The 26,862-nt window shown below is 44.6% G+C and carries 20 protein-coding genes; 14 read left to right on the forward strand and 6 right to left on the reverse strand.

What is annotated here, in order from left to right; translation table 11 throughout:
- Position 1: 1 nt before the first annotated feature.
- The gene (locus FHW88_RS13190) at positions 2 to 820 is read right to left on the reverse strand and encodes a DCC1-like thiol-disulfide oxidoreductase family protein (RefSeq protein ID WP_176625943.1); all 819 of its coding nucleotides are present in this window, start codon (positions 818 to 820) and stop codon (positions 2 to 4) included.
- A 314-nt stretch (positions 821 to 1,134) separates the two neighbouring features.
- Between FHW88_RS13190 and FHW88_RS13195 the strand changes: the two genes are divergently transcribed.
- The 6 genes from FHW88_RS13195 to FHW88_RS13220 all read left to right on the forward strand — a co-directional run bounded on the left by FHW88_RS13195 (position 1,135) and on the right by FHW88_RS13220 (position 7,385).
- Positions 1,135 to 1,752 (forward strand): hypothetical protein, encoded by a 618-nt coding sequence (locus FHW88_RS13195; protein WP_176625945.1) that lies wholly within the window; start codon positions 1,135 to 1,137, stop codon positions 1,750 to 1,752.
- A complete protein-coding gene (locus FHW88_RS13200; RefSeq protein ID WP_110586314.1) occupies positions 1,749 to 2,051 on the forward strand; it encodes a winged helix-turn-helix domain-containing protein in 303 nt (100 codons plus the stop codon). Before FHW88_RS13195 ends, FHW88_RS13200 begins: the two co-directional genes overlap by 4 nt.
- 51 nt (positions 2,052 to 2,102) lie before the next feature.
- Positions 2,103 to 4,610 carry an XrtN system VIT domain-containing protein gene (locus FHW88_RS13205; protein WP_176625947.1) on the forward strand — a complete coding sequence of 836 codons (2,508 nt, stop codon included), beginning with the start codon at positions 2,103 to 2,105 and terminating at the stop codon, positions 4,608 to 4,610.
- Positions 4,591 to 5,946, forward strand: coding sequence for an exosortase N (gene xrtN, locus FHW88_RS13210; RefSeq protein WP_176625949.1), 1,356 nt, complete (start codon positions 4,591 to 4,593; stop codon positions 5,944 to 5,946). The genes FHW88_RS13205 and xrtN overlap by 20 nt, the downstream gene beginning before the upstream one ends.
- Before the next feature lie 231 nt (positions 5,947 to 6,177).
- Positions 6,178 to 6,597, forward strand: coding sequence for a cobalamin B12-binding domain-containing protein (locus FHW88_RS13215; protein ID WP_091166978.1), 420 nt, complete (start codon positions 6,178 to 6,180; stop codon positions 6,595 to 6,597).
- 5 nt (positions 6,598 to 6,602) lie between these two features.
- Positions 6,603 to 7,385 carry an enoyl-CoA hydratase/isomerase family protein gene (locus tag FHW88_RS13220; protein WP_176625951.1) on the forward strand — a complete coding sequence of 261 codons (783 nt, stop codon included), beginning with the start codon at positions 6,603 to 6,605 and terminating at the stop codon, positions 7,383 to 7,385.
- 307 nt (positions 7,386 to 7,692) lie between these two features.
- Here FHW88_RS13220 and FHW88_RS13225 read toward each other — a convergent pair whose 3' ends face one another.
- Positions 7,693 to 9,351, reverse strand: a complete 1,659-nt coding sequence (locus FHW88_RS13225) for a glutamine--tRNA ligase/YqeY domain fusion protein (RefSeq protein WP_176625953.1) — start codon at positions 9,349 to 9,351, stop codon at positions 7,693 to 7,695.
- A gap of 498 nt (positions 9,352 to 9,849) precedes the next feature.
- Between FHW88_RS13225 and acs the strand changes: the two genes are divergently transcribed.
- A complete protein-coding gene (gene acs / locus FHW88_RS13230; RefSeq protein ID WP_176625955.1) occupies positions 9,850 to 11,751 on the forward strand; it encodes an acetate--CoA ligase in 1,902 nt (633 codons plus the stop codon).
- A gap of 13 nt (positions 11,752 to 11,764) precedes the next feature.
- On the opposite strand, the gene FHW88_RS13235 is transcribed toward acs, so the two are convergent.
- Positions 11,765 to 13,081 (reverse strand): amino acid permease, encoded by a 1,317-nt coding sequence (locus FHW88_RS13235; RefSeq protein WP_176625957.1) that lies wholly within the window; start codon positions 13,079 to 13,081, stop codon positions 11,765 to 11,767.
- 194 nt (positions 13,082 to 13,275) lie between these two features.
- On the opposite strand from FHW88_RS13235, the gene FHW88_RS13240 reads away from it, so the two are divergent.
- From FHW88_RS13240 to FHW88_RS13255, 4 genes are all read left to right on the forward strand, one after another.
- The gene (locus FHW88_RS13240) at positions 13,276 to 15,027 is read left to right on the forward strand and encodes a c-type cytochrome (protein WP_176625959.1); all 1,752 of its coding nucleotides are present in this window, start codon (positions 13,276 to 13,278) and stop codon (positions 15,025 to 15,027) included.
- Positions 15,028 to 15,087: 60 nt separating this feature from the next.
- Entirely contained in the window at positions 15,088 to 16,761 is a 1,674-nt protein-coding gene (locus FHW88_RS13245) for a tetratricopeptide repeat protein (protein WP_176625960.1), read from the forward strand.
- 115 nt (positions 16,762 to 16,876) lie between these two features.
- Positions 16,877 to 18,475 carry a S8 family peptidase gene (locus tag FHW88_RS13250; protein ID WP_176625962.1) on the forward strand — a complete coding sequence of 533 codons (1,599 nt, stop codon included), beginning with the start codon at positions 16,877 to 16,879 and terminating at the stop codon, positions 18,473 to 18,475.
- A 13-nt stretch (positions 18,476 to 18,488) separates the two neighbouring features.
- Positions 18,489 to 19,997, forward strand: coding sequence for a carboxylesterase/lipase family protein (locus FHW88_RS13255; protein ID WP_176625964.1), 1,509 nt, complete (start codon positions 18,489 to 18,491; stop codon positions 19,995 to 19,997).
- Positions 19,998 to 20,444: 447 nt separating this feature from the next.
- Here the strand turns inward: FHW88_RS13255 and FHW88_RS13260 are convergent, their stop codons facing one another.
- From FHW88_RS13260 to FHW88_RS13270, 3 genes are all read right to left on the reverse strand, one after another.
- A complete protein-coding gene (locus tag FHW88_RS13260) occupies positions 20,445 to 20,675 on the reverse strand; it encodes a hypothetical protein (RefSeq protein ID WP_218117190.1) in 231 nt (76 codons plus the stop codon).
- A 55-nt stretch (positions 20,676 to 20,730) separates the two neighbouring features.
- Entirely contained in the window at positions 20,731 to 21,666 is a 936-nt protein-coding gene (locus tag FHW88_RS13265) for a DUF6268 family outer membrane beta-barrel protein (RefSeq protein ID WP_176625966.1), read from the reverse strand.
- Positions 21,667 to 21,903: 237 nt separating this feature from the next.
- A complete protein-coding gene (locus tag FHW88_RS13270) occupies positions 21,904 to 23,070 on the reverse strand; it encodes a DegT/DnrJ/EryC1/StrS family aminotransferase (protein WP_176625968.1) in 1,167 nt (388 codons plus the stop codon).
- 71 nt (positions 23,071 to 23,141) lie between these two features.
- Here FHW88_RS13270 and FHW88_RS13275 point away from each other — a divergent pair, with 71 nt between their 5' ends.
- From FHW88_RS13275 to FHW88_RS13285, 3 genes are read left to right on the forward strand one after another with little or no spacing between them, the layout of a single operon-like run.
- Complete coding sequence (locus tag FHW88_RS13275) at positions 23,142 to 24,896, forward strand: FAD-binding protein (protein ID WP_176625970.1); 1,755 nt, start codon at positions 23,142 to 23,144, stop codon at positions 24,894 to 24,896.
- Positions 24,889 to 25,746, forward strand: coding sequence for a class I SAM-dependent methyltransferase (locus tag FHW88_RS13280; RefSeq protein WP_176625971.1), 858 nt, complete (start codon positions 24,889 to 24,891; stop codon positions 25,744 to 25,746). The genes FHW88_RS13275 and FHW88_RS13280 overlap by 8 nt, the downstream gene beginning before the upstream one ends.
- A gap of 2 nt (positions 25,747 to 25,748) precedes the next feature.
- Positions 25,749 to 26,846 (forward strand): hypothetical protein, encoded by a 1,098-nt coding sequence (locus FHW88_RS13285; protein ID WP_176625973.1) that lies wholly within the window; start codon positions 25,749 to 25,751, stop codon positions 26,844 to 26,846.
- Positions 26,847 to 26,862: the final 16 nt, after the last annotated feature.

Here is a 26,862-nt window from a genome sequence, read left to right on the forward strand (position 1 = left end):
ATCAGTTAAGGTTTAAAATAAGTAATAATAAAACGATACGATAAGTTACCCAGGTAACGGTGAGTACCCAGCCAAGCCCAAGCAATTTGGTACGGCGGATATGTTCAAGGAACATCAATCCCGCTACTGCCATAAAATACAGGGTGTAAATCAGCGGGCCGAATTGAAAAAAATGATTTACAACCAACCCCATCAGCAGTAATAAGCTGCCTGCAAAAGAGATGGTCATCATGTTGCCGAGGTAGGTCCACAGGTTACGGCGGTCAAAGCTGCATATAGCCGCTCCCTGAAAAAGGATCTGCCCGCCGCAGATCAGGTACTCACGGTATGGGCTGCCTAAAGGAACAATCCCCCTAAGCAGATGTGCATAAGCGGTAAGTATAAACCCTGTACAAAACCAGGTGAAAAGCAAATACAATAAACGATAATGCAGCTTAAACGCAGGCTGGTATTCGAAGCCGGTTTCGGCAGCAGGGATAATTACCCTCCTGTTGTATGATATAAAAGCATAAACCTTGCTCATGAGCCAGATGAATGGTTTAAAAGCAAATAAGGGAGTAAATACAGGCCAGGTATTGGCAATTATTTTGAAAAGGCTTTTAACACCGTAGGTAACCTCGCCGCTTTTCAGGTTAATTAAGGCTATTTCATTAACAGCCCTTTGCCTGTCATAAACAGGGCAGGTACCTGCATGTGCTTCCTGGTACGCAGCGCGGCCATCAGCATCAAGCATCCCTGTTTTTACAAAGGCACCGGTATAAGCACGGCACATCGGGCATTCTGCATCAAACAGGATCATGTGGTTCTTGAGCGTTTTCATAATTTTCAGTGTTTTCTGAAACAAATATACAATATATTTTAAACTTTCAATAAATACTGAAAATTAAAGTTAAAACAACTCATTGTATTAACTCACCCCGACATCGCTGCGCTTGTCACCCCTCTCTACGCAAGCGTAAAGAGGGGTTTTTCTTTTTTCCCTGCCCTCTTTCCGCCAAAGGCGAAGAGAGGGTGGTCCAGCGAAGCGCAGACCGGGTGAGTTAACTATGCGCGATGCAAATAATTTGAGAAAACTCAATCCCCCTCTTGCAAAATCAAATCTTATATTTAACTTTGGACAACAAAGTACTTTTGATGAAAGAACAAGATATTCATGCAGAGTTAAGTTCCATCCGCGACCTGATGGAGCGTTCGGCCAAGTTTATTTCGCTTAGCGGCCTTTCGGGTGTGATGGCGGGCATCTATGCCTTCGCCGGTGCCGGTATAGGATACAGTTTGCTGCAGGGCGAGTATACTACCCTCAGGGAGGGCCATACTTACAATGAAGAATTGCTGATCATAAAATTATTTATCGTGGCAATTGCGGTGCTTGTATTGTCTATTGGCACGGGAATCTGGTTATCGATACGCAAGGCTAAAAAAAACGGTCAGCCATTTTGGGGCGCCGGCAGCAAACGCCTGCTCATTAATATGGCAATCCCACTGGTAAGCGGCGGTTTATTTACTCTTATACTTGTTTATCGCGGTTATTATGGTGTTGTGGCCCCTGCTACATTGATATTTTATGGCATGTCGTTAGTTGCAGGCAGTCATTATACATATTCGGGTATTAGGAGCTTGGGGATATTGGAGATTTTATTAGGTTTGCTGTGTGCTGTAATACCGGGTTACGGCTTAATTTTCTGGAGCGTGGGTTTCGGTCTGCTCCACATTATTTATGGTACTGTAATGCATTTTAGATACGATAAGTGAAGATATCATTAGATCAGTTTGATAAAGCCTTTGAAAACCGCATTCGCCTGCAAATCATGAGCGTATTGGTTGCCAATGAAAGTTACGACTTTAACTCGCTTAAAGAATTGCTTAACCTTACCGATGGCAACCTGGCATCGCACCTGAAAGCGCTGGAGAAGGAAGAATACATCCAGGTGGAGAAAACTTTCATAGGTCGCAAACCCAATACCCGCTACCTGGCATCCGAAAAAGGCCGGGCAGCTTTCCGGCTGCACCTCCTCGCCCTCGAAAATTTGATCAAACAACAAAAACTGTAATTTTTTTTATCTATAAACTTTGAAATACAAAGTACTTTTAATTTATAAAATATGAAAAACCTTAAAGCAATTTTATTTGAAGATAGTGTTGTTAAACTTGGCCTAATCCTAATCACTATATCTGCCGGATTCTTCCTTATGGAGGGGTCCGGCCTTTTTGAACTTACCGAAGGAACTGCTTTTGGTGCTTTTTGCTTCAATTACTCCGCCTCACTTGTGTTTTTCTTTGTGGTGATATATAAAGGATTCAGACGCTTACATTATTGGGTGCTCCTCCTGGCACTTTGGTTCATCAGCGCGTTCGCACTTAACCTGAGCATCCCTGTTTTCAACACTTCGGTTACCTGGCTGTCGGCTGTTATTTGTATCTCCACAATCAGCATTATACTTTCTGTATTTATGAATGAGCTCAGTTCAAAAATGAAACACGTGGTGACATTTTTCCTGGGGATGGCTTCCCTGCTTTTTATTTACTACAGCGTATACCTTACCTCTATGTATCTCATCGGTATTTTTGCGGCTATTGCATTGGGCCTTTCGCTGCATGTTTTTGTGCCGATGGGTTTGGCTATAGTAACGTTTATCACCGTTAAAAAAACAGTAAGGGGCAGCAAGTCCTTAAAAATGGCATTGGGCGCAGGCTTACTGGTTCCGGTTTTGGCATGCAGTATTTTTATATGGCAATGGAAAAGTATTAGCAATCAGGTTGATCTGGCCATCAATCATAATACTTTATCTGAAGGTAAGTTGCCAACCTGGGTAGTGGTCGGTCAAACTATTCCTAAAAGCGCCATAGCACAACGAATCATTAAAGCCGGCATTGTGTACACAACCGCAAACCTTAACGACAGTTGGTTTTGGGGCGGCTGGCGTAAAGCATCATTTGATGAACCCAAGCAGCATGATCCTTTTATAGTGATAGCAAGCCTGTTTGGCGGCGACTTAAACCTTGACGAAAAGGAGCGGATAAAAATATTAGAAGCCATGTATGATTCCCGCCACCAGGCGCAGGAACGGCTTTGGAGCGGGGATAAGCTAAAAACGGCTAACGTGATCACCAATGTTAAAATCTTTCCTGAATACCGCTTAGCTTATACCGAAAAAACACTAACCGTACATAACACCGAAAAAGGAGGAGTACGGGCCTGGGCGGGCAAACAAGAAGCCATCTATACATTCCATGTTCCGGAGGGTTCGGTGGTTAGTTCTTTATCATTATGGATAGACGGTAAAGAACAGCAATCAAGATTAACCACTAAAGGTAAAGTCGAATCGGCTTATCGTGAGATTGTGGGTGTTGAGCAGCATGACCCATCGGTAATTCACTGGCAGGAGGGCAATACGATAACGGCACGAATTTTTCCATGTACTCCCGAAGAAAACCGCAAATTCAGGGTGGGGATCACCAGTCCGCTGCGCAAGCAAAGCGATATACTTACCTATGAAAGCAGTTATTTCGATGGCCCATCGCCCGAAGACGCAACCGAAGCCATCCAGGTATCTTTTTCGAAGAAACCTGATAGCCTCAACATGCCAAACTTTGACGAGATCAGCGAGGGCGTTTATACTGCCGACCGGCCTTATCAACCGGATGAGCAGATCACGTTTAAAGCCCCGCCGCTTGCCGATATGCCGTTCGCATTTGCAGGTAAAGGCTATCAGCTGAAAGATTATGTGCCTCAAACCACAAACTTTAACCCGGAAGCCGTCTACCTCGACCTTAATGCAAGCTGGTCGGCCAGCGAACTGGGCGAGCTTTGGCCGGCCATCAAAACCAAAAAAGTTTACTATTACGATGGCAAGCTGGAAACATTAACTGAAGATAACCTCGGAAGCGTTTACAGAAGGATGGGCAAACTCAACTTCAGTATGTTCCCGGTTAATGAGATCAAACACTCCGAAAGTTCATTGCTAATTACCAAATGCGCCGAAACCTCTCCTAACCTGCGCGATCTTGACGAATCGGAGTTTGGCAAAGCGTTAACCAGCTATCTGCCGGGTGCAAAACAATTGCAGTTATACAATATCGGCACCAACCTAACGCCTTATTTAAAGGCATTGAAAGAGATGCGGGTATTTACTTATAACGAAGGAGATGTAGCAACGCTGCAAAGTAAGCTCACAAAACATGAATTTAGCCATTCGCAGGAAGATTCAACCCATGTAGTGCTCGCCCAATCGGGTTTTGTTATTGAACAAACTGGCGATACTTTAAAAGCAGGCAATGCGCCTGACCACCTGCTGCGCCTGTTTGCTTATAACGATATTATGAAAAAGGTTGGTCCGCATTATTTTGATAAAACCTATGTGCAGCCGGATATTATCGATGAGGCTAACCAGGCTTTTATAGCCTCGCCTGTTTCGAGCCTTATTGTACTCGAAGCTCAAAAAGATTATGAACGCTTCGGGATTGATGAAAATAAGAACAGCCTTCAAAACGCTTCCGCAAAATCATCGGGCGCAGTACCCGAACCCGGTGAGTGGTTGTTGATCCTGGTTGTAATAGCGGTGATAAATTTCTTAGTATATAAGAGCAAGCATGTTCAGCCGGAGCTATAATTTGCAGGAGTATATCTCATTTAAATTAACCGGCAGCAGGCTGATCATCAGTAGTTGCTGGTTAATATACATTGGCATTGCAGCGAGGTTAGGTATCATTTATTTTAAGTGGGATGCCAATATGGTGCTTGGCCTGGCGCTGCTGCCTTATATCTGCAAGGTAAAGCGTGGGGGCCTTTCACTAAGGCACCTCGTCCCGGCCATTGTTTTTACAACAGTTGCTGTTTGTTTTCCGATTAAAACAAATTTGTTCCTGGCCTTGCTGTTTTCTGCACTGCTTTTCTTTGAGAACTTAAAAGGAAAAATAAGCCTGGTATTGTTCCTGTTGTTATTGCTCATTTCGCCGGCATTTGAGTATATCAGCAATACTTTTAGTTTCCCTTTAAGAATTTGGCTCAGTGAAGTAGCAGCCTCTCTGTTTGCAAGTATGGGAATGGAAGCCAGTGCAGCAGGCAACATCATCCGGTTTAAAGGTTTCGAATTTTCTGTGGACCAGGCCTGCGCAGGTTTGCATATGCTTGCCACCTCGTTCATGATCTGCCTGTTTATAATAGCTCATTACCAGCGGCAGGCGGCAAAGCAATTGCACCTGGTGTGGATCTTGTTTTTGTTGGTGTTTACTTTTGCGTTAAACATCCTGTGCAATCTTTGCCGTATCCTGCTACTGGTTTTTTTTAAAATACCGGCGGGTACAACGATGCATGACCTGACCGGGATTATCTGCCTGCTCATTTACGTGGTATTGCCTTTATTGTTCCTTTCTTCTTTCGTATTGAAACGAACCGAAAAACCATACATCGATCCGCGGTTTTATAAAACCATCAGGCTGGCGCCGGATGAACTGCGCTTTCCGCTGATACACCTTGTATTGGCCGTTGCGTTAGTTGTAATAACTATAAACATCAAATCGATAGATGACCTGGAGGACAAAAGCGTAAGTAACGTATCCTTACCCGGTTATAAAAAATCGGTATTGGAAAGCGGGGTAATTAAATTTGAAAATACCGGTGCGCTGGTTTATGTGAAACCCTCTCCATTTTATTGCCCTGAGCACGACCCGATGATTTGCTGGCAGGGAAGCGGTTATGTTTTCAGTACGATAAAAAAGGAAGTAATTGCCGGTCGGCAGGTTTATTTAGGAGTGCTTACCAAGGCAAAGGATAAGATTTACGCTGCCTGGTGGTTTGATAATGGTAACATGAAATCAATCAATGAGTTTGAATGGCGATGGGCGGCAGCAAAAGGAGCCAAGCCGTTTTACCTTGTAAACGTTAACGCAGCTACAGAAGCCACATTGTTAGAGGCCGTGAAGAATTTGCCGGCTATTAAACAATAAATGAAAAATTTTACACTAATTTTTACGTATTAATCGAATTACACGAATTGAATCAATTTTATATTCGTGTAATTCGATTAATTGTGGAGAGCTTGTAAAGCATTTGTGTAGAAATTTTTTAGTATTAAATTGGTAAAACGGATCGAATTATGAGGTTTCCCTACATTGCATGAAACATAAATAAACTTCCATAATTTTCTTATTACTTTTACAAAAACCAATAGGTTATTCATGAGTAATACCTTTAACCGACCAATCCGTGTTTTAGTTGCCAAAGTAGGGCTCGATGGCCATGACCGCGGCGCGCGCATTATTGCCACTTCGCTGCGCGATGCAGGTATGGAAGTTATTTACACCGGCTTACGGCAAACCCCCGAAATGGTGGTGAACACTGCCCTGCAGGAGGATGTGGACGCCATTGGCATTTCTATACTTTCGGGCGCGCACATGACGGTATTTCCGCGCATCATTAATCTTATTAAAGAGAAAAAAATGGATGATGTTTTGGTTACCGGCGGTGGTATTATTCCGCATGAAGATATGCTCGAGTTGCAAAAACTGGGCGTTGGCGAGCTTTTTCCGCCCGGCACCAGTACGCAGGATATTGTAAAATATATAACCGGTTGGGTACATGAACACCGCAATTTCTAATACCTATGGAATTTCAAAATTTACTGATAGCAAACAAGGGCCGCGTTCAACAAATCACCATTAACCGCGAAAGCAAACTGAACGCTCTTAATAAAGATACGCTGGCCGAACTGCATAGCGCTTTTACTGAAGCTTTCCAAAATCCGGAGGTAGGTGGTATCATCATTACCGGAGCCGGACCAAAAGCATTTGTTGCCGGGGCTGATATCAGTGAGTTTGCAGCGCTGAATATTGAAGGAGGCGCACAGCTTTCGCGTACTGGCCACAGCGCAGTTTTTGATTTAATAGCCAACGGCAGCAAGCCTGTAATAGCAGCGGTAAATGGGTTTGCTTTGGGCGGGGGACTTGAGCTGGCCATGGCCTGCCACATCCGCATAGCATCTGACAATGCTAAAATGGGCCTGCCTGAAGTAACTTTAGGGCTCATTCCCGGTTATGGGGGTACACAACGCCTTACCCAACTGGTTGGTAAAGGCAAAGCGATGGAAATGATCCTGACCGCCGATATGATCACCGCGGGCGATGCCCTGCAATATGGCCTGGTTACCCACGTAGTTAACCCCGAAGAACTATTAACTAAAGCCGAAGAGATCCTGAATAAAATATTATCCCGTGCCCCTTTAGCCCTTGCGGCAGCCATCCGCAGCATTAATGCCGCTTATACCGATGGCGTTAACGGCTACGAAACTGAAATAACCGAATTTGGGAAATGCTTCGGCACAAATGATTTTAAAGAAGGCGTAGCAGCCTTTATGGAAAAAAGGAAGGCTGAATTTAAGGGAGAATAAAAGGAAGCTAAAAGCGTAATGCAGAAAGTTTAAGGCAAACCGTAAAAGATAAAAAAGCGGGGGCTTGTGCGATTCCCTCCCCTGGGAGGGTGTAGGGAGGGGTTTCATCGATAAGTGTTGATTTTGCAAGGTGCCTAACCCCTCCCTGCCACTACGCACCGCCGTCGCACCCCTCCCGAGGGAGGGAATTAAAAACTTCATAACGCTAACGAAGATCAGGAATTAAAAAAAGCGGGTTGAGCCAAAGGCTCAACCCGCTTTAAAATTTTCAAGCTCCCCCTTTAGGGGGCCGGGGGGGGGCGAGAGCTTACTTTTTACCCCAGCCGTCCTTCAATGTAACGGTGCGGTTAAACACCAGTTTATCATCAGTCGAGTTTTTATCTAAAGTAAAATAGCCTTTACGCATAAACTGAACCGGCTTGCCCAATTCGGCGTTAACCAGGTTTGGTTCAATATATACTGTTGGCAATACATGCAGGCTGTTAGGGTTGATATAATCTTTAAAGTCGCCGTCCTCATTTGAAGGGTCTTCAACCTGGAATAAACGATCATATAACCTTACTTCGGCAGTTTTGGCGTGTTCAACACTCACCCAGTGGATGGTGCCTTTTACATTAATGCCGCTGGTATCATGGCCTGATTTTGATTCGGGCAGATAGCTGCAATGGATCTCGGTGATGTTACCATCGGCGTCTTTCACAATGCTTTCACCTTTAATGATATAAGCGTTTTTTAGGCGCACCATCAGCCCGATACCTAAACGGAAGAATTTTTTAGGCGCAACCTCCATAAAGTCCTCACGCTCTATCCACAACTCACGGCCAAACGGAATATCCCTGCCGCCATCGCCACCTTCAACTTCGGGGTTGTTTTCGCCATGCATTACTTCGGTTTCGCCTTCAGGATAATTATCCAGGATCAGCTTAACCGGATCAAGCACAGCCATACGGCGCCATGCGGTTTTGTTCAGGTCCTCGCGGATACAGAACTCCAGCAAGCCAACATCTATCATGTTTTCGCGTTTGGCAACGCCAATACGCTCGCAAAACTCACGGATAGAAGCAGGGGTATAACCACGGCGACGTAAACCACTGATGGTAGGCATACGCGGATCGTCCCAGCCATCAACATAGCCTTCTGTAACCAGTTGCAGCAATTTACGCTTGCTCATTACCGTATAGTTAAGGTTTAAGCGGGCAAACTCGTACTGTTTTGAAGGGAAAATATTCAGTTTTTCAATAAACCAATCGTACAACGGACGGTGAGGTACAAACTCCAGCGTACAGATAGAGTGCGTGATCTCTTCAATAGCATCCGATTGCCCGTGAGCAAAATCATACATGGGGTAAATACACCATTTATCGCCTGTGCGATGGTGATGAGCGTGTTTAATACGGTACATCAATGGGTCGCGCAGGTGCATGTTGGGCGATGCCAGGTCAACCTTTGCACGCAGTACTTTCGCGCCGTCGGGGTATTTGCCATCTTTCATATCGGCAAACAGCTGCAGGTTTTCCTCTACTGAGCGACTGCGGTATTGGTTTGGCGTGCCCGGTTCGGTAGGCGTACCTTTTTGGGCGGCTATTTCTTCGGCTGTGCTGTCATCAACATAGGCCAGGTTATTTTTGATCAATTCAACGGCAAAGGCATACAGCTGATCGAAATAATCAGAAGCATAAAGCTCATTGGCCCAATCAAAGCCAAGCCATTTTACATCTTCCTTAATACTGTCAACATATTCAACATCCTCCTTAACGGGGTTGGTATCGTCAAAACGGAGGTTGGTAAGGCCATTGTATTTTTTTGCCAAACCAAAGTTAAGGCAAATTGACTTGGCATGGCCAATATGCAGGTAACCATTAGGTTCGGGCGGGAAACGGGTAAGTACACGGTTGTCGTTTTTACCGGCAGCCAAATCTTCTTCAACAATTTCCTCTATAAAGTTCAGTGATCTTTCTTCGCTCATAAATTAGTATAGCAATATGAGCAAAAGTAACAAAATTTTAGGCGGCTGTGCGCATTATCATAGCATATTCGGTTGTGTATTATTGGCCAATCAAAACAGGAAGCCATGCCGGATTTATCGGTGCCCCACATGCCGGGTATCCAATGCAAGGAGATGGCCCTCGCAATCGGGTTTATAACATGGGCGTTGCCTGCGGCCCGGGCTATCCGTTGCAAGTCCTCGCATTGCCCCTACGCTCCCCCTCGTTCGCTGCGGGCTTTCCACTTCTATCCCTAACGCGCCTCCTGCACAAACCAATAACAATACCAAAATCTAAAGCCTGCAATAGTCCAATTCTTACTTTTTAAAATATTTTAAAAAGTAAGAATTTTAATATATACATCACACATAAATTATTAAATTACGCCCACCATTTAAACCAGCATGAAACTGGTGCGGGGCAACAAAAAAACAAACAATTTAAACCCGGAACAGCTTCATCAACCAAACAACCAACCGATGAAAATTACATCATTTGAAGAGTACAAAAAAGTTTACCAGCAAAGTGTTGAGCAGCCCGAGCAGTTTTGGGCCGGCATTGCCGATAATTTTTTATGGCACAAAAAGTGGGACACCGTACTGGACTGGAACTTTAAGGAGCCTAAGATCAAATGGTTCCAGGGTGCAAAACTCAATATTACCGAAAACTGTCTCGACCGTCACCTCGAAACTCTTGGCGATAAACCGGCCATCATCTGGGAACCTAACGACCCGGAAGAGGATCACCGCATTTTAACATACCGCCAGTTGCATGATAAGGTTTGCCAGTTTGCCAACGTACTTAAAAATAACGGCGCAAAAAAAGGTGACCGTGTTTGTATTTATATGCCCATGATCCCCGAGCTGGCTATTGCTGTTTTGGCTTGTGCACGTATCGGTGCTATCCACTCGGTAGTGTTTGGTGGTTTTTCTGCACAGTCCATCGCCGATAGGATCAATGATGCTGAGTGCAGCATCGTGATCACCTGCGATGGCGGCAAGCGCGGCAACAAGGAAGTACCGCTCAAAACCGTGATCGATGATGCTTTGGTACAATGCCGTTCGGTTAAAAAAGTTATTGTGCTTACCCGCAGCCGCACACCGGTATCCATGATCAAAGGCCGCGATGTTTGGTGGGAAGATGAGATCAAAAAAGTGGAAACACAAGGTAACCCAAGCTGCCCTGCCGAAGTAATGGATGCCGAAGATATGCTTTTCATCCTGTACACATCTGGCTCAACGGGTAAACCCAAAGGGGTGGTACATACCTGTGGCGGCTATATGGTTTATACAGGTTATACTTTTGCCAACGTATTCCAGTACAACCAGGGCGAGGTATATTTCTGTACTGCCGATATCGGCTGGATCACCGGTCACTCTTATATCGTATATGGCCCGCTTTCGCAGGGCGCTACCACGCTGATGTTTGAAGGGATCCCAACTTATCCTGATTGCGGTCGCTTTTGGGAGATTGTAGATAAATTCAAAGTAAACATATTATATACCGCGCCAACAGCTATCCGCTCACTGATGAGTTTTGGGCTGGACAATGTCAATAATAAAGACCTGAGCTCGCTTAAAAAATTAGGCTCTGTTGGTGAGCCTATCAATGAAGAAGCATGGCATTGGTTTGATGACAATATCGGCAAAAACCGCTGCCCGATTGTTGACACCTGGTGGCAAACCGAAAATGGCGGTATCATGATTTCTCCTATCGCCGGCATTACCCCAACCAAACCGGGTTATGCTACCTTACCGTTACCGGGCGTACAACCTGTTTTGGTTGACGAAAACGGTAAAGTGATTGAAGGCAACGGTGTAAGCGGCAACCTGTGTATCAAATTTCCGTGGCCGGGCATGCTGCGTACTACTTATGGCGATCATGAGCGCTGCCGCACCACTTACTTCGCCACTTACGAAAACATGTATTTTACCGGGGATGGATGCCTGCGCGATCAGGATGGCTATTACCGCATTACCGGTCGCGTGGATGACGTATTGAACGTATCCGGTCACCGTATAGGCACTGCCGAAGTGGAGAATGCCATCAACATGCATAGCAGCGTGGTTGAATCGGCGGTGGTGGGTTATCCGCACGATATTAAAGGCCAGGGTGTCTATGCCTATGTGGTGAGCCCCGATAAGCATGGCGATGAGGACATTACCCGCAAGGATATCATCATGACGGTATCACGTATCATTGGCCCGATAGCCAAACCTGATAAGATCCAGTTTGTAACCGGCTTGCCAAAAACACGTTCGGGCAAGATCATGCGCCGCATTTTACGCAAGATAGCCGAGGGCGATACCTCAAACCTGGGCGATACCAGTACCTTGCTTGATCCGGCAGTAGTTGACGAGATCAAGGCAGGGGCCTTATAATATTTAAGAAAAACTAATTCGCATTTTTTGTGAATGCGGCCCAAACATAAAACGGGATCCCGGCCATCAGCAGTAAAAAGCCATAATATACAGCTTCCTGCCCGGCTCCCGCAATAGCCCAAAGCGCATAGGTAAAAGCCAGCATAGCCAGTGCTATAGCTCCGGCCCAGCCGCCCGCCTTTGGGCTTTTTCGTACCCGGATAACCAGGTAAGCCGCTGCCGATAACAAATAGGGGATCAAAACGCTCAACAGCGAAAGCAGCAGCAGAAATTTAAATTGTGTTACCAGGCCTTTGGTATAATTCATGGCCATAAACAGCGATACCATGATACTGCTGATGATAATACCCATATAAGGTACACCCTTTTTATTAGTGCGGCTGAATATCGGCGGGAAAAGTTGATCTTTTGAAATGGCATAAGGCACTTGCCCCTGCAATAACGTCCACCCGTTCAGTGAACCGAAAGCGGCGATGGCAATACCGGCGCTTACCCAGTAGCGGGCGCTGCTGCCGTAGATGATCACCGCGGTGTCGGCATAAGGCGTAAGTGACTTTTGCAGCTGCGCCGCCGGGATAATACCGATCACGCTTACACTCCCCAGTATATAGATAAAGGTGGTAATAAGCAGCCCCAGCATGGTTGCCCTGGCCACTGTTTTTTCGGGATTGGCCACGCTGCCCGATGGTACGGTGGCGCTTTCAATACCAATAAAAGCAAACATAGTCATGGTAGCGGTTGCCTGCAGGGCGCTGACTATGCCTGTCCCGCTGGCGTTAAAAGGACTGAAGTTTGCTGCCTTAATGAAAAACAAACCGCCGATAGCTACCAGCAGCAGTGGTAACACCTTTAAAATAGTGGTAACCAATTGCAGCTTGCCGCCAGTAACAACGCCCAATGTATTGATATAAGCTAATAACCAGATAGAACATAAACCGGTAATCACAGCTACAACACTGCTGCTTCCCAATATTGGAAAAAAGGTGCTTAAAGCGCTCACAAACGAGATAGTAATTGCCGCGTTGGCACAGGCCACAGCGAGGTAATATCCCCAGGCCACTAAAAATCCAATAAAATCGCCCAACCCGCCGCGGGTGTAGGCATACGGCCCGCCGGTGGCATGGGGCAGCAGCTTGCTCAGGTTGCTGAAAACCTTCGCTAAAAAGAACGAGCCTATTGCCGAAAACACCCAGCCCAGCAAACCAATACTCCCGAACGAAGCCATAGCCGCGGGCATCAGGAAAATGCCTGCACCAATCATATTGCCAATCACCAGCGAGGTGCTGGTCCACAGGCCTAATTTGTTTTTTTCGGGATGAGTTTCGGGCATGGATCTTTTGTTTTGTTGAAAAGATAGGATTTTTTGGGATAACATGATATCCTTACATCCGGCCCATGTTATAATATTTAGTCTCTCAGCCAATAAAAATGAATCTTCCTAAACATTTACCTGCAAAATCGCTTTTATAGCAGGGCATTGCCGTTTAATACCAATCCTGCATTTAGATAACCTGTTCGTCTCAAATGAAAAGCAAAAAAACTATGACCGGCGTGATGCTGGTGCTGTGTGCACTGTTGATTATCAGTTTTAAAAATATAGGCCATAACACTGTACCGCCTGCTGTTGACACCACCAATGGCGGCTTATTCCTGCCCGGCAAATTTAAAGCGGTTGTGGTGGTGGATAGTTTGGAAGGCCGCGCACGTCATATCGCGGTGAACACCAATGGCGATGTTTATGTAAAACTCCGCTTCCCCGATTCTATCGGCGGCAACGTTGCCCTGCGTGATACTAACGGCGATGGCCGGGCTGACATCATTAAAAAGTTTGCCAATTATGAAGACAAAGGTCCCTATGGCACAGGCATGAGGGTACATAAAGGATACCTGTACTTCAGCTCGGAGGCAAATGTTTATCGAACAAAATTAAATCCGCAATCGCTGGTGCCCGATGGCCCCCTGGAATTGATTTTGCATGATGCTACCGCCCCGCATGAGCATGACGCCAAACCTTTGGCCTTTGATAATGCCGGGCACATGTACGTAGCATTTGGCGCGCCATCAAACGCCTGCCAGGAGCAAAACAGGGTGCCCGGTTCAAAAGGAATCAAGGGCTGCCCCTTGCTGCAGCAATATGGGGGCATCTGGCAGTTTGATGAGGCCAAACCCAATCAAATACAAGCCGATGGGATCCGTTATGCTACCGGCATGCGCAGCGTTGTTGCTATGGACTGGAATACTGCCGACAATTGCCTGTATGTGGTGGCCCACGGCCGCGACGACCTGCGCCTGCAGTTCCCTAAAATATTCAGCGCCTGGCAAAGCGCGGTGCTGCCCGCCGAAGAATTTATAAAAGTAAAAAAAGGCACTGATGTAGGCTGGCCCTACTACTATTATGATCCTATTAAAAAGAAAAAACTTCTGAACCCCGAATATGGCGGCGATGGCATAAAAGCCGGCAACGGCGCTAAATACACCCAGCCTATCATGGCTTTCCCCGCACACTGGGCCCCCAACGACCTGTTTTTTTATACCGGCGATCAGTTCCCCGCAAGATATAAAAACGGGGCTTTTATTGCTTTTCATGGTTCAACCAACAGATCGCCTTACCCACAGGCTGGCTTTTTTGTATGCTTTGTACCCTTTAAAAACGGCAAACCTTTTGGGCAATGGGAAATTTTTGCCGATGGCTTTACCGGAAAAAACACGGTAGTAAGCGTAAGTGACGCGGCTTACCGGCCAATGGGGCTGGCCATGGGGCCGGATGGCTCCTTATACATCAGCGAAACAGAGGAAGGAAAGATCTGGAAAATTTCCTACACGGGTAACAAAGCCGGGTTTGGCAAGGCCGAACTTGCCAAAATGGAGCTCCGTAAAAAACTTCCGGGTTTCAGGTTGCCCGATGTTTTAAAAAGCGATCTGCAAACCGGGATGCTCAAAGGCGGCGCTAAAATTTACAATACCTATTGTGCCAACTGCCATCAAAAAAATGGCCGCGGCGATGGTAATATGATCCCGCCGCTTAGCGGATCGGAATGGGTAACCGGTGGTAAGTTTATGGAGAAAGATCTCGCTATAAGGGTACTGCTTAATGGCCTCGATGGCCCTATCAAGGTGAAAAACAGGCCTTACAACAGCGCCATGCCCAAGCATAATTTTTTAAGTGATGCTGATATCGCGGCGGTACTTACCTATATCCGCAACAATTTTGGTAATAACAGCAGCCTGGTTACCGCGGCTGAGGTAAAAAAGGTTAGGGCTGAACTGGGTAAATAGGATTAAGCCGGGAACCCATTTCCATTTTTTAATATTAACCGGATATGCTATTTTTATAGCATGACCTTATCATTCAAACCAATAGCTTTTTGGCTGTTAATTTTAGGCCCCTTAACCACCTGGGCTTTAGTACCGGCGGATACTTCCAGTAAAAAAAATTCCGTACCAATAACTGCACCTGGTTATCAGATCAGCGACTATGCATCCTATTTAAAAGAGGCTATCACCTGTTTCAGACAAGACAGCATTGATAAAGGAATGATGTTACTATCCAAAAGCATTAAAAACATCACCTTACAAAAAGATGTAACGCGGATCATGCCCTATCAGGGATACGAAGTTTTTAGCCTTATTAAGGATATTGCTGACAATAGCAATCTTTCGCCTGCGGAAAAACAGCTGGGGAAAGATTTTTTTAAATTGGTATTCACATCACAGCCCGGCGATAAAAATGCCGATAAAATTTTAGACGGCTTTTTTAAAAATGCCCCTAACACCGTTTTTGCTAAACGATTAAAATTACTTACCGCGTCATTTAAAGGAAAATCAGCCGCAGGTACTGAATTGAACAGATTGCTAAAGGACAGCCCGGGATTGATTTCGACCAACACAATGAAAGCAGAAATGCTGTTTGATGAACATAACTACCGGGAATGTATAACGTATTGTGATCAAATATTAGGTGTATGGCCACAATATGCCCATGCATACCAGATGCGGGCTAAGTGCTATTATAACCTTGATGAGCTTGACAAAGCAGTAGCTGATTACAACCAGGCCATTAAATTTTTTCCGGGCTATTTTGTACTTTATTATGACCGGGCCGACTGCCTGATCGACCTTGAAAAATATAAGGAAGCAGCAACTGATCTGCGATTGACATTACGGTTAAAGCCCAATTATAGTTGGACTTACTACAACCTTACCAGGTGCTACAAAAATATGGATATGCCTGATAGCGCCCTTTATTTTATCAATCAGCATATCAACCAAAACACCGACGATGGTGATGGTTATAACCTGAAAGGTGATATTTACTGTGACAGGAGCGAATACGAAACAGCTATCAGTCTGTATACACAGGCCATCAACCTGGAACCCGACCGACGGACTTTTTATGTTGATCGCGGCGACGCTTATTATTACGCAGATAAATTGGATGATGCCATAAAAGATCTCCAAAAAGCTATCAGCATTGATAAATCATATCCTTTTCCATACGACAGGATAGGCGATTGCTACTATCAGAAAAAGCAATATGAAACAGCTATAACTTATCATCAGAAAGCAGTAAGGGCCGACCCGACCTATAAATACGCCTATGTTGGGCTCAATTTAAGCTATACGCAATCGGGTAACTACCTCGAAGCTATTGATGCGGCCAAAAAAGCAATAGCTATTGACAGCACCTATGCCAATGCCTTGGGTAACCTGGGGTGGTCATGTTATTGCGCCGGTAAGTTTGATGACTGTATAAAATATTCTTACAAGGCGCTGAAATACCAGGATGACGCCACTTACGCCATGTTTAATATAGCGCTTGCCACACTTGCAAAAGGCGAAACAGGCAAAGCGAAACAATTGTATACAGGTTTTATAAAAACCTGCAAAGAAAAGAACTATGAGATAAGGGATGGTGCCACCGACGATTTACGGGAACTGATCAGGAAAAAGGTTTACGTAGAAGAATCAAAATTTATAATTGAACATATTTTTGAGCAAAAAGTAGAGTGACCGGCAAGATATTTTTCCTAAAAACGTGTTAAAATCACCAAACCCGCACATTTTTTAAACAATTAAAAACCTACTTTAGAGTTTTTGTACTTATAAACTATTACTGAAAGTATTAATGATAAACAATTTTCCGCTTAAAAAGCTTGTGCTGGTAGCCGGGCTTTGCTTACCTGTATTCACTTATGCGCAGGAAGCTCCAAAAACTAAACCTAACTGGCAAAACCTTGATCTTAAAACCGATTCTGTATTTGGGATCAGTACCGAAAAAGCATACAACGAACTGTTAAAAGGCAAAAAACACGTTACCGTGCTGGTAGCCGTAATTGATGGGGGCATTGATGTGGACCATGAGGACCTTAAAAAGGTGATCTGGAACAACCCGCAAGAAACCGCCGCGAATAAAAAGGATGATGATAAAAACGGTTATGCTGATGACATGCACGGCTGGGATTTTATTGGCTCGGCCAAGGGAGATGTACACTATGATAACCTGGAGCTTACCCGGCTGGTACGGATCAACAACACCCGCTTTGCCAATGTTGACAGTACCAAGCTTACCGGGAAAGACCTTGCCGATTTTAAAGCATATAGCGCTATGAAAGCCGATATGGATAAACAGGTTGCCAAAGCACAGCAAACATATACGGTGATCAATAAATTCAATACCCTGCTTGATGGGGTACTGGCGAAGCTGGGCAACCAAAACCCAAGCCTTGATGACATCACTAAATTTGAGCCTAAAGATAATGGCGAGGCCTATGTTAAACGTGTATTGGTAAGCGCCCTGCCTTCATTTAAAAATGTAGCCGAGTTCAGGGAGAAAGAGGTAAACGGCGGCTTAACTCACTTTAAAGAGCAGTTGGATTATCACCTCAACCTTAATTTCAATTCGAGGGATACCGTGGGCGATAACTATAACAACGCTAATGAGCGTTTTTATGGCAATAATGACGTAACCGGCCCGGATGCTGATCATGGCACCCACGTTGCCGGGATCATTGGCGCGATACGGGATAACAATCTTGGTGTTATGGGTGTGGCCAATGATGTAGCTATTATGTCGGTACGTACAGTGCCTACCGGCGATGAACGCGATAAGGATGTAGCAAACGCTATTCGTTATGCTGCGGCGAACGGCGCTAAGGTGATCAACATGAGCTTCGGCAAAAGTTACTCGTACAATAAAAAAGCGGTTGATGAAGCTGTAAAATTTGCTTTAAGCAAGGATGTGTTGCTGGTACATGCCGCGGGTAATGACAACAATAACACCGAAGTTGAACTGAACGTCCCTAACCGTATTTATGAAGACAAAAGCGGCGTAGCCGGTGCCTGGATAGAAGTTGGCGCGTCGGGCCCTAAAGACGATGAAACGCTGAAAGCATCTTTCTCCAATTATGGCAAAACCAGTGTTGACGTGTTTGCACCGGGTGTGGCCATTAATTCAACCACACCAAAATCAGCCTATGCCGAGCATGATGGTACCAGTATGGCGGCACCGGTTGTAACCGGCCTGGCAGCGCTTATCCGTTCATATTATCCAAAATTAACGGCTGTACAGGTCAAGGAGATCATCATGAAATCGGTAGTGAAAATATCGCATAATGTAGAGATTAAAGATGGAGAGACTAAAAAAGAAGTTCCGTTTACCGATCTTTGTGTAACCGGCGGCGTTGTTAATGCTTATAACGCGCTTCAGCTGGCTGCCACTTATTAAGATCAACCGTTTTATGAAAAACATCATCCGCCTGATTCCGGTTTACACGTTTTTACTGGGCATATTTTTAGGTTTTACCACCTCTGCCCAAACAGTTGTAACAAAAGTATCAGGTGGATGGATAAAAGGTATCGAAGAAGGGCCAACCCTGGTATTTAAAGGCATTCCCTATGCCAAACCACCCGTTGGCCCTTTGCGTTTTATGCCCCCTCAGCCAATGACGGCATGGAAAGACACGCTTTCATGCGAAAAATTTGGAAGCCCGGCATCGCAGGGTGGCGGCACAGGCGGACTAAAAGGCAGCGAAGATTGCCTGACATTGAACGTTTATACACCAATAACAGCAAGGGATGCTAAGCTTCCGGTGCTGGTATGGGTACATGGCGGCTCGCTTACAGGCGGCTCGGGTATGGGAATGAACGGGCACGCTTTTGCCGACGATGACAGCGTTGTTACCGTTACCATTAATTATCGCCTTGGCGTTTTCGGCTTTATGTATTTGGGAGATATGGGCAAAGCTTATCAATCATCCGGAAATAATGGCCTGCTCGATCTGATCATGGCGCTGAAATGGATCAGGCAAAATATTGCGGCGATGGGCGGCGATGCCTCGAAGGTTACGGTCATGGGCGAATCGGCGGGCGCTAAACTCACCAGTGCCCTGTTGGCAACACCACAATCCAAAGGCTATTTCAACCAGCAGATTTTAGAAAGCGGCGCCGTGCAATGCATCCGGGATTCTGCTACCGCTAAAGGCATCAGGCAGCGGTTAATGACCGAGCTGGGTGTTAGCAAACCCGCCGATCTCCTCAAAATCTCCGCCGAAAAACTTATAGCAGCACAGGCAAACATCAGCAATGGGGCACAGGGTACCAACTATTTTGGCCCGGTGATAGATGGCGCGGTGATTTCGCAGGACCCATATCAATATATCCTCAAAAACAGGAATGATAAAGTACGCTTCCTCATCGGTACCAATAAGTTTGAAAGTAAAATGTTTATGAATTTTGATAAACGCCTCAACCACCCCGACAGCACGGTGCTATATGGTTGGTTTGGTGATAATTACCGTTATATTTTATCAAATTTTGAAAGTGAGGCTAAAAACGGCAATGCAGATAGCGCTGCCATAAAAGTACTCACCCAATACATGTACCAGATGCACAGCTACCGGCTGGCTAACACATTAGCGCAGGCAGGCAGCCACGTTTGGATGTACCGTTTTGATTACAAGCGCGATGGTACCGGTGCAACCCATGCCGATGAATTAGGCTATGTTTGGTTTTTACCCAAACAAAACAATTTTAACGATACAGAACTAAAACTGGCTAATCAAATACACCAAACCTGGGTAAACTTTATAAAAGGCAAAGCTCCGGGCCAGGTAAATGATAAGCAATGGCCTCATTTTGTAGCCGGCGAAAATAATATCATGGTTTTTGATACGGTTTCAGGTCCAACGCAGCTTAACGATATTTACAATGACAGGGCCCATCCTTCTTCCTGCTTTGTGCTGAAATAATTGCCCTGGATGCGGTTTAAAATGGTTTGATAAAATCTTATTGAAAAAGCCGTCATTGCAAGGAACGAAGCAATCCCCGGTTAGCAGAGTTGCTCCGTATAGTTCGGGATTGCTTCGTTCCTTATAATGACATGATTGTAAGCTATTGATTATAAGTATATTTTTCGATTGATTTTATAGATTTGGGCGTTGCCTGCGGCCCGGGCTTTACGTTACAAGTCCTCGCTTTTCCGGCCCGCAATCCCCATCCGCGCTGCGGGCTTTGCACTGCAATCCCTAACGCGGCCCCCGCATAATATCCCTAAAATATATTTTACATGCCATAACGGTTTTTTTCAGATTGCCTTGATGCTTTCTCAATAACGCGTTTCATCTGTTTTTTAACAGCTCTTCGGGTTTATTTGACAAGCAAAAAGGCATACAAGTGTTATAATCCGGGCTGTGTGTTTATTCGAGCGGCTGGCACTTGTAGCCATAATCTTTAAGGATGCCCACAACCAATGGCAGTGAAACCTCCGGGCCCTCTATCCTCAATACTTTATCACAATCTTCCAGGTCAAAATTTACACTGCTATTGGTAATCCGTTTTTGAAGCAGGCCCACCAATTTTGCTGCCTGCGCCGGATCCTCAACATTTGTTTTAAAAACCTCGACCATTAAATTAATAGTTGTTTCCATTGCTGCGGTTGATTGATGTTATACATTGATAAGGAATACTTGCCCCGGCTTCGGGTTAAAACCGGTAGCTGATCCCCGATTCGACGGTAAAGCCGGTCTTTTTCAGTTCGGCCAGGGGAACTCGTTTGTTCAGGTCGTTAAATGGTGCCCAGTTAACTTTTTGATCTTTGTTATATAAGTCAAGCTTCTGCACAAAATTGTAACCACCGCTTATTTGTACCGAAAAGTTTTTAGCCAGCTGGTAATTATAAAAAAGCGTGTTTTTATACTGCTGCACCTGTAAATAATTTGACCCTGTTTTTTTTGACAGGCGATACGAGCCCCCGCCAATACCAAAATCACTGCTGAAGCCAAGGATACTTTTATCGTTGAGCTGATACTTTAATTTTTCGGAAACGGGCAGGGTACCGCTAAGGCTTAGTTTTTCGCTGATCTGCCATTCTATCCCGATAACCGGCAGCAGTATCGTACCAAAAAACTGCCTTGAATAACCCACACCAACGGCGTAGGAAAAGCTTTTGGACTTACGGATCTTGAGCATGGCAAAGCCTGAATATAGCATGTCTTCGCCCGAAACATCTTTCAGGTCGGATGATAAGGTAGGGATTGCTGATACCAGCAGCGCATACTTTGCAGAAAACGATTTTTGAAAAGTGATGGGCACCGAAATAGAATAAAAATCAGTACCGCCGAATGATTTTCCTGTTCCGGATAAGGAAAGCCCGCTGTAACTAACGCCGGCAAGTAAAAAATCAAGCTTTCCGTCCCTGAAATTATTTATCAGCGGTACGTTGAGCGAAGCATTCACTTGCCTGATGTTCATGTTTTTATTTTTAACGGTAAACGGCGAGTAGGAGTAACCGGCATCAAATGATCCGATTTTGGGTTTAAATACTGAATCGGCATTGGTTGCCGTTTTTTGCTGGGCGCCTGCAGTAAATTTAAACGAAATCAAAAAGATAACAAGATAGATCAGGAATGTTGCTTTCATAGCATTTGTGTTGTTAAGACGATTATTAAAATTTGTCTCTTAAACACGCCTGAAGCGTTTTACCCTCATTGCTGTTGATGATATTTTTTTAAAAGTGGATTTGGATGGGTGGGGTGGGATAGTTCGGGCTATTTTTTATTAATAAACGGATATCTTTCGGCCAGGGATATGGTTAAGCAATTGAAGCCCAGTTATAGAAAACGTTAAAGCACCACAACCTGTCAGCATAAAAAGAGATTAGTGCGAAAAATTGATTATTAGTTGTATTAGTTTATTACGGTCTTTTGCGCTCATAGCGGGATATACTGGTAAATAAACAAGATTGTCTAATGCTAATTCTTCAGGTTTGGGAACGCCGCCCGCCTCGCTCAACTTGATTAAGCTTGATGCTTTTTGCGAAGCATCAAAACCGTTGTTACGCAAGTGTTTGATCAGTTCGTCCGGATTATGGGTTTCAACAGGCATTACCCAGTAAGAATGCCTCTTGTTCTCAAAACCAATTTTATAATTATCGGGGATCTTTGATAAAATATCTTTAGCTAATTGGATCCTTTTAGTGATACTATTTTGATCAAAGTTAGCAAGTTTTTTTCGGAGCAGCCTTTGATTTGGAGTGGAAGGCCGATGCCGGATCTGTCTAAAAATATCGTTGCCGGGGAAGCCCTTTGTAAAGCCACCTAATACCTGTTCAAAGTCCTTTCCCAAAGCCATTACTAAATTATAAAACCCGGTATAAATAACTTTATTGGTGAGCAGCTTTACAAACAGCACTTTAAAAAGCTTTTTAAAATAGCCTGCAGTACTTTGTTGATGGTAGTGCCCATTTTGCGCAACAACCTCAGCGTACAAACCCGGGTCTTTTATTTTGATCATCGCCCCGCTAATAGCCGTATTGGTTTTAATAAAGCCAAAGCTAAACATCACTACGTCTGATGCGGGATTCCCGCTATATAAATTACCGGCATATGCTTGTGCGCAATCCTCAAATATAATAAGGTTATGCTTTTTTGCTATGGCAACTATCGCTTCAATTTCCATGATACCGCCAAAAAGGTGAGTGATCAGTATGGCTTTGGTTGCAGGTGTAATTGCTGCTTCCACCTGGGCCGGGGACATATTTAAGGTATACTTATTAACCGGGATGGGAACAAGCGTTAATTCGTGCCAGTTAATTATGGCAAACATATCCGGGATATTGATATCAGTAACAATCATCTCGAAGCCCGGCGGAAAATTCAAAGCATTTAATACCAGATCGATTCCAGTTCTCACCGAGAGGCAAACCATTTCGTTAGCGCATTGATCAACATCCGGCCCTGGTGAGCGAAAGCGATCAGTAAGGCAGTAATAAGCACCTTCAACCAAATTCTTATAGCTGATATATAATTTACCTCTGGGTATCATGTTACATTTATATACGCGGCTATAATTATAATTGAAAGTAATGATATATTAGCGTATTGCCAAGACCATCCATGCGCCTGAAACAAAAACTACCTGTAACCTATCTGCTATTTTCTTTTAACGGCCGCTTATCAAAAGGGGCTTTTTGGCTGGCTTCCCTGTTTTACTGGTGCACTTTTTACGTGTTGTACAACTTTTTATTGCTTGCTGGCGAAGGAGCTACGTTTATCCTATATCCTTTATTATTCTGGATCATTATAGCTACTTCTATTAAGCGCCTGCATGATCAGGGCTATTCAGGCTATTGGCTGTTTACTGTTTTAATACCCGTGCTTGGGCCATTATGGTTATTCTGGCGGTTAGGTTTCAAAAAAGGGGATTATACGCCAAACCAATACGGCCCGGTACCCGGGTCGGCGCCAGATTATTTGAAAAACGATGAAGGTAAAGAGATCCCCCACCTTAAAACCGATGAGCGTATTATTGACGATGTAACCCGGCTGAACCCCGTATTGGTTAGTAAAATTGCGCGTCCAACTTCGGTCGAAGAAATCTGCGAAATTGTTAAAAACGCTACCGGCGCTATCTCCGTAGGCGGCGGCCGTTTCAGCATGGGTGGACAAACAGCAAGCCCGCATAGTTTGCATATTGATATGCGCGGAATGAACAAAGTACTGGAGTTTTCAGCAGCAGATAAACTCATCAAAGTACAGACGGGTATCCGCTGGTGCGATATTCAGCAATATATTGATGAGTATGACCTGAGCATCAAGGTCATGCAAACCTACGCCAATTTCACGGTAGGCGGCGCATTGAGTGTTAATGCCCATGGGCGATATATGGGCATGGGGCCGGTTGTTTTATCAGTACGGTCAATTGATGTTGTGTTAGCCGATGGCTCGTTAGTGCATGCTACTAAAACAGCAAACCCGGAAGTATTCTTTGGCGCAATTGGCGGTTATAATGGCATTGGCGTTATCGTTCAGGCCGAACTCGAGTTAGCCGATAATCTGGCCATTAAACGAATTGATAAAAAAATGAAAATTGAAGAATATAAAGATTACTTCTTCAAAACCATACGCGATAATTCACAGGTAGTTTTCCATAACGGCGATATCTACCCACCAAAATACACGCGTTTAAGAGCTGTAAGCTGGATAGAAACCACCGAAAAGCCGACAGTTAAAACCCGGCTGATGCCACTGAAAGAATCCTATCCGCTGGAGCGGTATTTCCTGTGGGCGTTTACAGAAAGACCATTAGGCAAGCCTTACCGCGAGTTTATAATTGACCCTTTACTGTTCAGGGGCAAAAAGATCCACTGGCGCAACTACGAAGCCGGTTATGATGTGGCCGAACTGGAACCCAAATCACGAATCAACAGCACTTATGTATTATTGGAATACTTTGTTCCTGTTCAGCGCTTTGAGGAATTTGAACAAGCCATGGCCGAAATATTTATCCGTTTTAATGTTAACGTGCTTAATGTATCCATCAGACATGCCAAAGCCGACCCGGGTACTTACCTGGCATGGGCACGGGAAGAGGTATTTGCTTTTGTGGTTTATTACAAGCAACGCACAGATCCGGCATCTAAACATGCTGTTGCTGTATGGACCCGAGAGCTGGCTGATGCCGTAATTGCTGTAAACGGTGCTTATTATTTACCGTATCAGGTACATCCAACCGCGGCACAGTTCCATAAAGCATATCCTAACGCGCAAAAATTATTCGACCTGAAAACCAAGCTTGATCCTGGCTATAAATTCAGGAACATTTTTTGGGATACCTATTATCAACCATTAAAACCCACAAGCAATGGCTAATACATCCGAATTTAAAGCAGTATTTAACGACACCAAATGGAGCGACGATTTTTACCGCTTTTTACAGGTGATATTTCATTTGTATCCCGAGGATAAATTCCATCAATTAATAAAAGAAGAAACCGCCATAGGCAAAACCGATGAGGAGATCTATAAATCAGTTCAAAGCAAATTGAAAGGCATTAAGCCATTCTTATCAGAACTGACTTATGCCTTGCCGGCGCTTAAAAAGCAAAAAAAAGAAATAGTCGGGCAAACACTGGGGTTATTGGGCGATGTTAAACAGATCTCCGGTTATGCCGAGATCGGTTCTACCGGTCGTTATATTAGTCAGCTAAGAAAAGAAATCAAGGTCACCGGCCCGATATATCTTATTAATGATCTCGCGCCAACCAATTCGCCGGGAGACATTATGGAGCGGGGGCAACTGGGCAAGCTGGGCAAGTTTGTGGATATTAATGGCTATAACCCTATCAGTAGTTTAACTATTCCTGATGCAAGCCTGGACGTGGTTACGTGCTACATTGGTTTACACCACTGCCCGGTAGCAAAGCTGGATGGGTTTGTGGAATCGATATACCGAATCCTACGGCCCGGCGGCTCGTTTGTTATCCGCGACCATAATGTTAAAACGCCAGAAATGGCCACCTTTGTTTCTTTGGTGCATACGGTATTTAATGTGGGATTGAACGAAACCTGGGAGTTTGAAGCCAGAGATTTTAAAAACTTCAAGTCCGCAGATGAATGGGCAGCCATTATTGAGCAGGCGGGATTTAAAGATGCCGGTAAACGAATACTACAAGATAAAGACCCATCCGATAACACCTTAATGTTATTTACCAAAATATAGGTATGAAAAGGTTAAGGATACTGACATTAATTGCGCTGCTACTGGCTATCATAACTTTTGTTGTTAAAAACAGGAAGCCATCCACTGTGCCTGCCGGGAAGGGTTTGTTGGTGGATAAAGCCTGGCTGTCAACCAATAAGCACCCGCTAACATCTCAGGCAGCCGTACGTCCGCCTGATCAAACTTTTCTGACCTACCCCGAATGGTTCCTGGTGTTTAGTCCGGCTGAGCAGGCAGATTACTTTAAAACCCATACTTCAACCACCTTTCCATACCTGAAACATGTTGACCAGATGTGGGGTGGTTACGGTGTAATGTACGATCAGATTAAAGGAAATTTCCCTTTCAATACCGGCTACCATGTGATGATATGGGTAATAGCCGGCAGCACAACCGTTGAGTACGGTATCAAATCATTTTACGAGACCGTTATTGGCCGGGTGACCGATATCAGCCCCAACGAAGAAATGACCGCCGAAGATAAGTTTAACGCCGACTATGAATACAGCTATGTGAAATTTATTGAGGCGTTGCCATGGTACGAGTATGATTTTAACCATCAGCTTAAAATGTTGTGGAGCAGCACCTCTTTCTCCGGTCCGCATTTGCTGCGTAAACTGGAGAGGCGCTATTATCTAACCACCGAACTATTGGTTAAAAGTGGCTATGGCTGGTTGATTGGCCTCGGCACCAAATCGGCTTATGAAACAGCCTCGTTGCAAACAGCAGTAGTGATGGATAGGCTACCCACAGGGTTGGATACAACCGGATTTATGCATAATATAAAAGTATTGCCAAATGGTATGGTGCTGGCTAATTTACCCCGTTATGCTGAATTTAATACAGCGGTTAGTAAGCTGGCAAAAAATGGTGTTGGTTTTACTGAGATTGCCGGAAATGAAAGTGCTATTATGCTTACCGTTTTAACTGAAAAACCTTTAAATATAACCGCTAATTATAAAATACTATTTACTCAGCCAATCTTTACCAGGCCGGGCTTAAGCAGGGTTGCTTTAGTGACAACGGTGGGAAACCTTAGCTCGCTTGTAAGAACACTTAAACTAAAAGGAGTGACGATAGAGCATATTTATGATTATTAATTAATTCTTTCTACAA

It is taken from the genome of Mucilaginibacter sp. SG538B (assembly GCF_013376065.1).
Classification (GTDB): Bacteria; Bacteroidota; Bacteroidia; order Sphingobacteriales; family Sphingobacteriaceae; genus Mucilaginibacter; species Mucilaginibacter rubeus.

Excerpts from the sequence above, each read along its gene's own strand:
- FHW88_RS13190 (WP_176625943.1), bottom strand. The coding sequence starts at position 820 with ATGAAAACGCTCAAGAACCACATGATCCTGTTTGATGCAGAATGCCCG.
- FHW88_RS13195 (WP_176625945.1), top strand. The coding sequence starts at position 1,135 with ATGAAAGAACAAGATATTCATGCAGAGTTAAGTTCCATCCGCGACCTG.
- FHW88_RS13205 (WP_176625947.1), top strand. The coding sequence starts at position 2,103 with ATGAAAAACCTTAAAGCAATTTTATTTGAAGATAGTGTTGTTAAACTT.
- xrtN (WP_176625949.1), top strand. The coding sequence starts at position 4,591 with ATGTTCAGCCGGAGCTATAATTTGCAGGAGTATATCTCATTTAAATTA.
- FHW88_RS13215 (WP_091166978.1), top strand. The coding sequence starts at position 6,178 with ATGAGTAATACCTTTAACCGACCAATCCGTGTTTTAGTTGCCAAAGTA.
- FHW88_RS13220 (WP_176625951.1), top strand. The coding sequence starts at position 6,603 with ATGGAATTTCAAAATTTACTGATAGCAAACAAGGGCCGCGTTCAACAA.
- FHW88_RS13225 (WP_176625953.1), bottom strand. The coding sequence starts at position 9,351 with ATGAGCGAAGAAAGATCACTGAACTTTATAGAGGAAATTGTTGAAGAA.
- acs (WP_176625955.1), top strand. The coding sequence starts at position 9,850 with ATGAAAATTACATCATTTGAAGAGTACAAAAAAGTTTACCAGCAAAGT.
- FHW88_RS13235 (WP_176625957.1), bottom strand. The coding sequence starts at position 13,081 with ATGCCCGAAACTCATCCCGAAAAAAACAAATTAGGCCTGTGGACCAGC.
- FHW88_RS13240 (WP_176625959.1), top strand. The coding sequence starts at position 13,276 with ATGAAAAGCAAAAAAACTATGACCGGCGTGATGCTGGTGCTGTGTGCA.
- FHW88_RS13245 (WP_176625960.1), top strand. The coding sequence starts at position 15,088 with ATGACCTTATCATTCAAACCAATAGCTTTTTGGCTGTTAATTTTAGGC.
- FHW88_RS13250 (WP_176625962.1), top strand. The coding sequence starts at position 16,877 with ATGATAAACAATTTTCCGCTTAAAAAGCTTGTGCTGGTAGCCGGGCTT.
- FHW88_RS13255 (WP_176625964.1), top strand. The coding sequence starts at position 18,489 with ATGAAAAACATCATCCGCCTGATTCCGGTTTACACGTTTTTACTGGGC.
- FHW88_RS13260 (WP_218117190.1), bottom strand. The coding sequence starts at position 20,675 with ATGGAAACAACTATTAATTTAATGGTCGAGGTTTTTAAAACAAATGTT.
- FHW88_RS13265 (WP_176625966.1), bottom strand. The coding sequence starts at position 21,666 with ATGAAAGCAACATTCCTGATCTATCTTGTTATCTTTTTGATTTCGTTT.
- FHW88_RS13270 (WP_176625968.1), bottom strand. The coding sequence starts at position 23,070 with ATGATACCCAGAGGTAAATTATATATCAGCTATAAGAATTTGGTTGAA.
- FHW88_RS13275 (WP_176625970.1), top strand. The coding sequence starts at position 23,142 with ATGCGCCTGAAACAAAAACTACCTGTAACCTATCTGCTATTTTCTTTT.
- FHW88_RS13280 (WP_176625971.1), top strand. The coding sequence starts at position 24,889 with ATGGCTAATACATCCGAATTTAAAGCAGTATTTAACGACACCAAATGG.
- FHW88_RS13285 (WP_176625973.1), top strand. The coding sequence starts at position 25,749 with ATGAAAAGGTTAAGGATACTGACATTAATTGCGCTGCTACTGGCTATC.